12 protein-coding genes are annotated in these 8,495 nt (G+C 66.1%); 10 read left to right on the top strand and 2 right to left on the bottom strand.

Annotated elements, in window-relative coordinates:
* The 10 genes from WBV89_RS03025 to WBV89_RS02980 all read left to right on the top strand — a co-directional run.
* The coding region (locus WBV89_RS03025) for a hypothetical protein (protein WP_423979866.1) at window positions 1-276 on the top strand (276 nt) is incomplete at its 5' end.
* A gap of 115 nt (window positions 277-391) precedes the next feature.
* A complete protein-coding gene (locus WBV89_RS03020) occupies window positions 392-1,135 on the top strand; it encodes a DUF899 family protein (RefSeq protein ID WP_423979865.1) in 744 nt (247 codons plus the stop codon).
* Window positions 1,117-1,467 (top strand): hypothetical protein, encoded by a 351-nt coding sequence (locus WBV89_RS03015; protein WP_423979864.1) that lies wholly within the window; start codon window positions 1,117-1,119, stop codon window positions 1,465-1,467. The genes WBV89_RS03020 and WBV89_RS03015 overlap by 19 nt, the downstream gene beginning before the upstream one ends.
* Before the next feature lie 46 nt (window positions 1,468-1,513).
* The gene (locus WBV89_RS03010) at window positions 1,514-2,122 is read left to right on the top strand and encodes a hypothetical protein (protein WP_423979863.1); all 609 of its coding nucleotides are present in this window, start codon (window positions 1,514-1,516) and stop codon (window positions 2,120-2,122) included.
* Between the two features lie 119 nt (window positions 2,123-2,241).
* Window positions 2,242-2,805 (top strand): helix-turn-helix domain-containing protein, encoded by a 564-nt coding sequence (locus tag WBV89_RS03005; protein WP_423979862.1) that lies wholly within the window; start codon window positions 2,242-2,244, stop codon window positions 2,803-2,805.
* Entirely contained in the window at window positions 2,806-3,627 is an 822-nt protein-coding gene (locus WBV89_RS03000; RefSeq protein WP_423979861.1) for a DMT family transporter, read from the top strand.
* A 105-nt stretch (window positions 3,628-3,732) separates the two neighbouring features.
* Window positions 3,733-3,981 (top strand): type II toxin-antitoxin system Phd/YefM family antitoxin, encoded by a 249-nt coding sequence (locus WBV89_RS02995; protein WP_423979860.1) that lies wholly within the window; start codon window positions 3,733-3,735, stop codon window positions 3,979-3,981.
* Window positions 3,978-4,358: a PIN domain-containing protein gene (locus WBV89_RS02990; protein WP_423979859.1), complete on the top strand. Its 381-nt coding sequence runs from the start codon at window positions 3,978-3,980 to the stop codon at window positions 4,356-4,358. The genes WBV89_RS02995 and WBV89_RS02990 overlap by 4 nt, the downstream gene beginning before the upstream one ends.
* Window positions 4,359-4,428: 70 nt before the next feature.
* Window positions 4,429-5,025, top strand: a complete 597-nt coding sequence (locus WBV89_RS02985; protein ID WP_423979858.1) for a hypothetical protein — start codon at window positions 4,429-4,431, stop codon at window positions 5,023-5,025.
* Window positions 5,022-5,423, top strand: a complete 402-nt coding sequence (locus WBV89_RS02980; protein ID WP_423979857.1) for a VOC family protein — start codon at window positions 5,022-5,024, stop codon at window positions 5,421-5,423. Before WBV89_RS02985 ends, WBV89_RS02980 begins: the two co-directional genes overlap by 4 nt.
* A gap of 32 nt (window positions 5,424-5,455) precedes the next feature.
* Here the strand turns inward: WBV89_RS02980 and WBV89_RS02975 are convergent, their stop codons facing one another.
* Both WBV89_RS02975 and WBV89_RS02970 read right to left on the bottom strand, forming a co-directional pair.
* Complete coding sequence (locus WBV89_RS02975) at window positions 5,456-7,783, bottom strand: arylsulfatase (protein WP_423979856.1); 2,328 nt, start codon at window positions 7,781-7,783, stop codon at window positions 5,456-5,458.
* 173 nt (window positions 7,784-7,956) lie between these two features.
* Window positions 7,957-8,495: hypothetical protein (locus WBV89_RS02970; RefSeq protein ID WP_423979855.1), on the bottom strand; the 539-nt coding region annotated here is incomplete at its 5' end.

Raw genomic sequence — 8,495 nt, 5'->3', positions numbered from 1 at the left:
CGCCCAGGGCGTGCGAAGCACCGACGATCGACCACCGACGGTTGGTTGTCGTCGGGTTTGGCCATGTCGGACGTCGTTCGTATCGAGAGTGGCACGTCGATCGTCGAAGGCGAGCTGATCGTCAAGGACGCACAGGCGGCCGGGATACGCGCAGAACTCGTTCGCAACGAGCATCCGGAGACGGGAGGTTTCACCGCTCTCGGAAGTTGTGCCGTGTTGGTTGTTGCCGAGCACGAGACAGAACTCCGAGACCTGCTCGCAACCTTCGGCTACTGACCGACGTCGCGCCGACAAAGTTGGCGGAGGCGCGTTTGTCGGGTTCGCGACCGGGGCACGCTGGATTCGAGGACGCACCACGCGGAGCGGGCGAGAAGTTTCGCAGGAGGTTCCGATGACCGAGCAACAGACGCTCACCGCCGCCGACCTACTGGCGGCGCAGAATCCGACCACGTTCCCGAACGAGAGCCCCGAGTATCGACGAGCGCGCAACTCACTGCTCACCGAGGAGATCGAGTTGCGGCGTCATCTGTGGCGGGTCGCCGAGCAGCGCCGTGCACTTCCGCCCGGTGGCGAGATTCCACAGGACTACCGTTTCGAGGCCCGGACGGGCCCGGTCACGTTGTCGGGAATGTTCGGCGATCACGACACGCTGATCGTGTACTCGATGATGTACGGCCCGGAGCGCGAGCAGGGCTGCCCGATGTGTTCGTCGATGCTCGACGCCTGGGACGGCGAGGCCCGCCACCTCGAACAACGCGTCGCGCTCGCCGTGGTGGCACGATCGCCGATCGAACGCATCGTCGACTACGCCGGCGAACGCGGGTGGACGGGTCTGTCGTTCTATTCCGATCCGAGTGGTGACTTCACCGCCGACTACGTCGGTGAGCGCGACGCCGACATGCCGGCGTACACCGTGTTCCAGCGCGATGACCGCGGCACGATCCGTCACTTCTACAGCGGCGAGGGGACGATGGAGATGGCCGACCCTGGCCAGGATCCGCATGCGGCACCGGACATGAACCCGCTGTGGGTGCTGCTCGACACCACACCTGACGGGCGTGGTACCGACTGGTACCCGTCCCTCGGCGACCGACACCCGGCGAGGAAGGACGAGCGATGGCTTCCTACGACGTGAACTCCGCGGCGGTCGACAAGGCGCGTGAGATGATCGGCGCTCGCCAGTACGTGCTCGACAGCGACTGGAGGGAGGCGCAGCCGTCGGCCGACGACGAGAACGCGTTCCTGGAGAACCACACGTGGGCCGAGTACTCGTCCTGGCATCTCGGCCTCACGGCCGGTGCGAACGACGAGACCAAGGCGCGGTACGGGTTCGTGTTGGGCGACCTGCGTCGCATCCACCGCAGCGCACTGATCGCGTGCGTATACCGCGCGAGTGAGTGGCGCCACAAGGACGTCGAGCTCGCAGCGCACGACCTGCTCCAGCATCTCGACGCCACCAGCGCATGACCGGTGATCCGCCGACATGCACGACAAACGACAAGGAGAATCGACAATGAACGAGATCCAGACCTTCGTGCGTGCCGATCGGACACTGGAAGCCGTCGTCGACCAGATCGGCGACGACCAGTGGGACATCGTGCCAACTGCGGACTTCCCGACCGCCGGCGACCGTGACTACACGCTGCGACAGATCCTCGACTACCAGGCCTACGACGAAGCGTGGATCCCGACCATGATGGCCGGCACCACGATCGACGAGGCCGGCGCCGACCGGTTCGGCGATCCGATCGGCAATGACCTGCTCGGCGACGCACCGAAGTACCACTTCGCCGAGCTCGTGCAGCTGGCCATCGAATGCGTGCAGACGCTCGACGACTCGGAACTCGACGGTCGCATCGTTCACTACTCCTACGGTGACTATCCGGCACGCGAGGCGCTGTGGCACGCGATCTTGTTCCGAGCCATGCGCGCTCATGACATCGCCAGAGCGATCGGGTTCGACAGTGAGCTTCCCGCCGACCTGGTCCAGGACGTCTGGGACATCGTCGAACCGCACGCTGAGGAATGGCGTCAGATGGGTGTCTTCGGTCCCGCCGTCGAGGTCACCGACGACGCACCGCTCCACGATCGTCTGCTCGCCATCACCGGACGCCGACCATGAGCTCCCGTCAGGTGCGGCGGTAGATCGACGACGAAGAAGGCGTTGGCGGTGCTGTCGATGATCGCCGTGCGGTTGCCGTCCAGACGCGTTGCACCGTGCCGGGCATTATCGTGCCCGACGTGGGAACGAGTGAATCGATCGGTGTCGTCGTGCGGGCTGAACGCAAGGAGCGGGGCTGGTCGCTCGATCGCGCCGCGACGCGGCTCGGAGTCAGCCGGCGGCTCCTGACCCAGATCGAGTCGGGATCAGCGAACCCCTCGTTGTCGACGCTGCTGTCGATCGCCAACGGGTTCGGAATCGACCTCTCGAGCCTGGTTGCGGAAACTCCCGGCGCCGCCGACGCGGTGCTGCAACTGGACAACGAGTCCGCAGCCGTCCTGTGGTCCACCGACGCCGGCAGTCGAGCACAGTTGCTCGTTGGGATGGGGCCACTCGAAATGTGGTCGTGGTGTCTCGAACCGGGAGACTCGAAGCGCTCCGAGGCGCACAGCGCCAACAGCCTCGAAGCACTGATCGTGACCGCCGGCCAGGTCGAGGTCGACATCGACGGTCGCGAGACACGGACCGTGAGTGCGGGCCAGTCGCTGATCTTCGCGGCCGACGCAGGCCACGAGTACCGAAGTGTCGCCAACGGTGCTGCCGAGTTCCAGCTTGCGGTCTTCGATCCGATCGACCGTCCCTGAATGCCCGCGCTCCTCGCCATTGCGGCCGCCTGCACGTTCGGTGTCGCCGACTTTCTCGGCGGACTCGCGACTCGCCGGGCAGCAGTTGTCGCCGTCACGTTGATCACGAACCTTGCAGGCGCCGCGCTCGCGGTCGTGCTCGTTCTGGTGATCGACGGAGCCTGGACGGCACAGTCGGTCGCGTGGGGAGCGGCCGGCGGCCTCGCCGGCCTCGGTGGTCTGGTCCTGCTCTACCAGGGGCTGGCCGAGGGACCGAACCGATTGGTGAGCCCGCTGAGCGCGGTGGTCGCCGCGGCAGTTCCCGTGGTCGTCGGCGTCGTGCTCGGGGACCGGCCCGGATCGCTCGCGATCGCCGGGATCTGTCTGGTTCCGTTCGCAGTGTGGCTCGTCGCCGGTGGCGACATCGCTGTGTCCGGCGCGTCCACTCGTCCGCTCACGCTCGGTGTCGGTGCCGGGTTGGGATTCGGAACGTTCTTCGTACTGCTCGCCCAGACCCCCGACGACGCGGGAGCCGTGCCACTCCTGATGGCTCGAGTCGCCTCGGTCACGGTGCTGATCATCGCGGCGGTCGTCACCCGACCATCGAGGCCCGAGATGTCGACGATCGGCATCGCCATCACCGCAGGCGCACTCGACATGACCGCCAACGGCCTCTTCCTGTGGTCGACGCTCGGCGGGGACCTCGCCATCGTCGGCGCACTCGTGAGCCTCTTCCCCGCGACCACGGTGCTGCTCGCCGTCGCCTTCCTCGGCGAACGCCTCGACCGCAAACAAGCCGTCGGCCTCGTCCTCGCCGTCACGGCAGCCGCCCTCCTCAGCTGAGCCGTTCGAGCGTTCCCACGCGAAGACCCCGTCGATGGGTTCGGGATCCGTGACGGACGGGGGATTCGGCGGGCGCGAATGTAGCGCTTGTGCTTCATTGCACGCATGGACAGCGTCGGCCTGCGTGAACTCCGGCAAGCTGCATCAGAACTGATTCGACGTGTCGAGGGTGGTGAAGAGATCGACATCACCGTCGCCGGGCGACTCGCCGCCCGAATGGTTCCCGTGATGCCGAAACGTTGGCAGTCCTGGGACGCAATCGCCGAGCTGTTCCACGGGCCACCCGATCCGTCCTGGCCCAGCGACCAGGACCTCATCGACCAGTCGATCAGTAACCCGTGGGACGACGCGTGAGGGCACTGCTGGACACCAGCGTGCTCATCGCGACAGATGTTCCGACCCTTGACGGCGAGTTGGCCATCAGCGCCGCATCGATCGCAGAACTTCACTTCGGTGTCATGGTGACCGCTGACGACTCAACCCGGGCGGAACGGCTGAGGAGGTTGACGATGTTGCAACGCAGCTTCGATGCGATCCCCATCGACGACGAGGTTGCGGCGAGCTACGGACGTCTCGCCGCTGCCGTGGCCTATGTCGGACATCAACCCCGGTCGCGCGTTCTCGACCTGTTGATCGCGGCAACCGCACACGCCCATGGGGCGCGCTTGTACACACGCAACGCGGCGGACCTCGCCGGGCTCGACGACCTCCTCGACATCGTCACGGTCTGACGACGCGCTCCCTCCCTCCCGATCGTTCGGAGCGCGACCGGAACGGATGGTTGTCGTTACGGTGATCGAGGTGATCGCGAACTCGGCAGGTACGCATCAATCGCTCGACGGGTTCATCGCGACGTGCCGGACGCTGATCGAGAACGAGCGCCCGATCGCGGAGATCACGCGGGCGATGGAGGAACTGGTGGCCGAGCCTGCGGCGTTGGGCGCGCAGATTCCCGAACCGGTCATCAGTCCGGACACCTCGATCGCCGGCGTCGATGAGATCCTCTTCGAGGACGACTCGCTCACCGTCTTCGTGGTCCATTCGGCATCCGACGTCCGACAACCGCCGCACGATCACCGGATCTCGGCGGTCATCGGCGTCTACGAGGGCACCGAGGAGCAGCGCTACTTCCGGCGGGACGGCGGATCGTTGGTCCGCAGCGGTGGCGCCGACATCGGTCCGGGCGATGTCCTGACCTTGGGGCCTGCCGCCATCCACGCCATCGGTTCGACCGGAAGTTGGTGCCGGGCCATCCACGTCTACCTCGGCCCGCTCAGCTCGATCGACCGCTCGCTGTTCGACCCCGACACGTTCGACGAGGAACCGATGACCGTCGAGCGCTACGCAGAATTCTGTCGTTCGGCCGTGCCAGGAGGCAGCGTTAACGTCGAAGGATGACTCAGGGACTGCGCACCTTCTTGACGTTCCAGGACGGGGCCGCCACCGGCGCGCTCGATCTCTATCGGGACGTGTTCGACGATTTCGAGATCCTCGAGATCGAGCCCTACGGCCCGGAGGGGCCCGGACCCGACGGCACGATCAAGGCTGCCAGGTTCCGCCTCGCGGGCAGCGAGTTCAGCTGTGCCGACAGCCCGATCACCCATGGGTGGGGGTTCACGCCGGCCGTGTCGTTGTGGATCGATTGCGATGACCTCGACGAACTCCGACGACTCTTCGACCGACTGTCCGACGGTGGTGAGGTGTTCATGCCGCTCGACGACTACGGGTTCAGCACTCGCTTCGGCTGGGTCGGCGACCCCCACGGCGTGACCTGGCAGCTCAACCTGCCGGCGTAGTCATCGGGAGCTCTCACCGAGGAGCGCTCGGGTCAGTCGCGCGCCATCATCGCGGAACCCTCGATGTCCATGTCGAGGAGATGCTCGCCGCGCACGGTGACCGTCACGTCGCGGATCGAACCCCCGGTGAAGTGTGCGGGTGACGAGTAGTCGGAACTGACCGCGTCGCCTGCGTCGCGCCCGACCGCGAGTCCCTCGCCGGCGAGTGCGAACTTTCCCGGCTGCGTGCGCATCTCACCGGACGCGACGACCTCGTCACCGACGAGCAGTCGGACATGGCCGTTGGCAACGAATGGCGGATCTTCGTGTGTCTTCTCGAAGTCGACGCTGATCGTTGTCGCGTCAGTCGGGAGGGGACCGTCGAAGCTGAGCCGCTGTTCTTCGATTCCGAGGAAGTTGTTCGAGTACCGGAGCACTCCGTCGCTGACGAACAGCGCGTGGCCGCCGAACCGGGCGCCGTGCGAGAAGATCACACCGTCGGCACCATCGGCATCGAGCTCGACGCGTGCGGCGATCGTGAACGATCGATTCCGGATGTTGACCGCCACGCCCTCCGGCACCTCGGTGGTGTTCGGATAGTACGTGTACGAGTCGCGGGGCGGTGAGATCATCGGTCGCTCCAGCATCAACTGGTCGCGAGCGGTTCGGTCGTCGAGTGGAAGCGCGTTGTTCCGTCCGGCCTCGACGAACCACAACCCCACGAGCTCGTCGCGTTTGTCCGGGTGCTGCGCGGCGAGGTCGATGGTCTCCGAGAGGTCCTCGGCGACGTGATACAGCTCCCATTCGTCGGCCATGAAGTCGCCCTTCCCGGTGAGCGCTCCATGTTTCGCAACGACCTTCCAGCCGTCGTGGTAGAGCGCTCGCGTACCGAGCATGGAGTAGTACTGCGTCGTGCGTCGCGACGGTGCGTCCGGTTGTTCGAAGGCATAGGCCATCGACGTGCCGTGGATCTCGGATTGCGCGTGGCCGTCGATCTCGTGCGGTGCCTCGATGCCGCACAGGTCGAGCACGGTCGGCATGATGTCGACCGCGTGGTGGTACTGCTGTCGGACCTGACCACCGACCGAAGCGGTCTTGGTGGGCCAGGCGATCACGCAGGGGTCGGCGATCCCGCCCTCGAGCGTGAATCGCTTGAACATCTTGAACGGCGTGTTGAACGCCCAGGCCCAACCGGTCGGGATGTGTTCGTAGGTCTCGGGGCCGCCGAGATGGTCCAGGTACTTGAGGTTCTCCTCGAGGTCGTCCGGCCAGCCATTGAAGAACTTGTTCTCGTTGACCGAGCCGTTCGGGGTCCCCTCACCGGACGCTCCGTTGTCCGAGACGACGACGAAGATCGTGTTGTCGAACCGGCCCATCTCCTCGAGTTCGTCGAGGAACCGACCGATCTCGGCGTCGGTGTAGCTGATGAAGCCGGCGTAGACCTCGGTCAGGCGGTTGAAGAGTTGCTTCTGATCATCCGACAGTCCATCCCACGGGAGAACGGTGTCGACCTCGTTGATGACGTCCGGGGCGGCCCACGGGTTGATCTCCGACAGCGCCGTGCCATCGGGGAGGATCCCCTGCTCGATCATCCGCGCGAGCACGACCTCGCGGTACTCCTCGTAGCCCATGTCGAACGTCCCGGCGTACTTGTCGACCCACTCCTGTGGTGCGTGGTGCGGAGCGTGGGCGCACCCGGGCGCGAGGTACATGAGAAACGGCTTCTCGGGTGCGATCTGGTGGGCATCGCGCACGAAACCGATCGCGGCGTCGGCCATGTCGGCCGAGAAGTGGTAGCCCTCCTCGGGCGAGTACGGCTGCTCGATGAAATGATTGTCGGCGACCAGGTCCGGATACCACTGGTTCGTTTCGCCACCGAGGAACCCGTAGTAGCGCTCGAAGCCGCGACCGGTCGGCCACGTACGTCGCGACCCCGCCATGTTCGACTCGGTCTCGGGCGTGAGGTGCCACTTGCCGACGCAGTAGGTGTTGTAGCCGTGTTCGACGAGGATCTCGGCGATCGTCCCGTTCTCACGGGGGATCACCGCACTCAGCCCAGGGAAGCCGTTCGCCCCCTCGACGATGCAGGCCATTCCGTTGCTGTGCGCGTTGCGACCGGTGAGCAGACTCGAACGAGTCGGCGAGCACAGCGCCGTCGTGTGCCAGTTGTTGAAACGCAGACCGAGGTTGGCGAGGCGGTCCATGTTCGGTGTTTCGACCAGTCCACCGAACGTCGACATGCATCCGATCCCGACGTCGTCCCACACGATGTACACGACGTTCGGCGCGTCCTCGGCGGCCTTCGGTGGGGCGTACGGCGCCCAGTCGGCGACCGAGTCGCGGACGTCCAGGTTGATGACACCGTTGAACGGCTTCGTCATGGTGGGTTCTCCTTCGCGAGTTGTGCGCGGCACCGATGGGTGCCGTCGAGGCGTTCCACGCGCTCGCGATCCGTGCGGAAATGCGGGATCGATTCTGCGAGCTTCGCACATTCTCGACCTGGCGTTCGGGTGTCGAGCCGCGGGTTCGATCGAGGTTCGGATTCCGACCGCGGTCAGCGAATCGGGAGGCGACGGGCGCGGGCGAGCCGGAGTGCCTCGCCGGGGCGGCTGGGTGCGACCAGGAACCCGGTCATGTGGATCGCCTTGCCGTTCGGGTCCTTCGGTGTGAACGCGAAGACCGTTGCGACGGGCTCGGTGGTGTCGACCTGGACGGCGTAGCCGCTCGCCGGGCCGGTGAGGTCGGCCGCAGCGGTGTCGGCTCGGGCGAGTCCGATCCCGAGGATCTGATCGGTGCGCACCATCAGCGTGTCGGCGAGCACGAGCGGATCATGGACCACGAGGCCGGCGGGGACGAGGACCAGCCAGCGGCGAGCCATCGAATACCAGCGTGGGCCGACCACGACCCCGATCACGATCGCGACAGCGGTGACCGGAATGCCGACGAGCCAGTTCGTCGCGGCGAGCGCGAGCGGTCCGATCAGCAGGGCGGATGCCCACACGATCCACGACACGATCGCGGCGGCACCGGCCGGGACCGGGCTCCGCAGCGGGAGGCGGTCCTCATCGCCGTACGCGGATGCCTGGACCATCC

This window comes from Ilumatobacter sp. (assembly GCF_049588435.1).
GTDB lineage: Bacteria > Actinomycetota > Acidimicrobiia > Acidimicrobiales > Ilumatobacteraceae > Ilumatobacter_A.
Note: the sequence above shows the minus strand (reverse complement) of the source record. Positions and strands in the feature narration are given on the sequence as shown.